Below are 809 nucleotides of genomic sequence, written 5' to 3' on the forward strand. Positions count from 1 at the left end.
AGTCTGCAGTGATGTAGAATAACTCTTTACCTTTGAAGTTTTTCTTTAGGTATTTTGAAAGCACTTTAGCGCCCATCCAGGCGTTATAACTTTCCCTGAACATGTGGGTATGACCGTCTTTCCCCGTCGTGGCATTTGAGTAGGTTAGCGTGCCAAAGTATAAAGTGTCACGCGCTTTTGCAGCGTAGCCACCTGAAATAGAGACAGCGCTAGAGGAACCGCCAAAAATCATTTTTGCGCCCTGGTCATCGATCATGTGGACGACGTTTGTGGTAGATATTGCGGCTTTTGACTGAGTGTCTTTTTTAAGAAGCTTTATGGGTTTTCCTAGTATCCCGCCATTATTATTAATTTCTTCAACTGCCATATCGGCAGCACATTCTTGGGCGAGTCCTTGTACTTGGTAAGGGCCTGAAGCGGGATAGTTAAGGCCTATAATGACTTCATTTGCACTTAAACTACTGGCATGTGAGATTAATGTTAACAAGGATAGGCAGAAAAGCTTACGTAAAAGCATATAAAACTCATAAAATAGTGGATTAACAGGAATTTAGTTTAGTCCATACAACGTAAAGTCGCAGGGAATTTTGATGAGAAATTGTTTTATATCTATTGCTATACAAAAACTGATCCGCCAATAGTTTAGAGATGAGGCTCTCGCTTACAAATTACTTCTTTTTGATCAGTCTTTTGTTGTTGCAGGTGCTTCAATAGTTTTTTGGCAGAAGTCTTCACTTGTTTATTTTCATTCTTAGTCTGTAGCTCAATATACCTACCTAACATTTCACACTGTACGCATAAGTCCTGGA

At 39.8% G+C, this 809-nt stretch carries 1 protein-coding gene; it reads right to left on the reverse strand.

Annotation, left to right across the window (positions count from 1 at the left end; all coding sequences use genetic code 11):
- Nucleotides 1-517, reverse strand: a 517-nt coding sequence (locus A3757_RS22605) for an ABC transporter substrate-binding protein (RefSeq protein WP_156506499.1), incomplete at its 3' end; no start/stop codon positions are given.
- Nucleotides 518-809: the final 292 nt, after the last annotated feature.

Source organism: Oleiphilus sp. HI0117 (assembly GCF_001635235.1).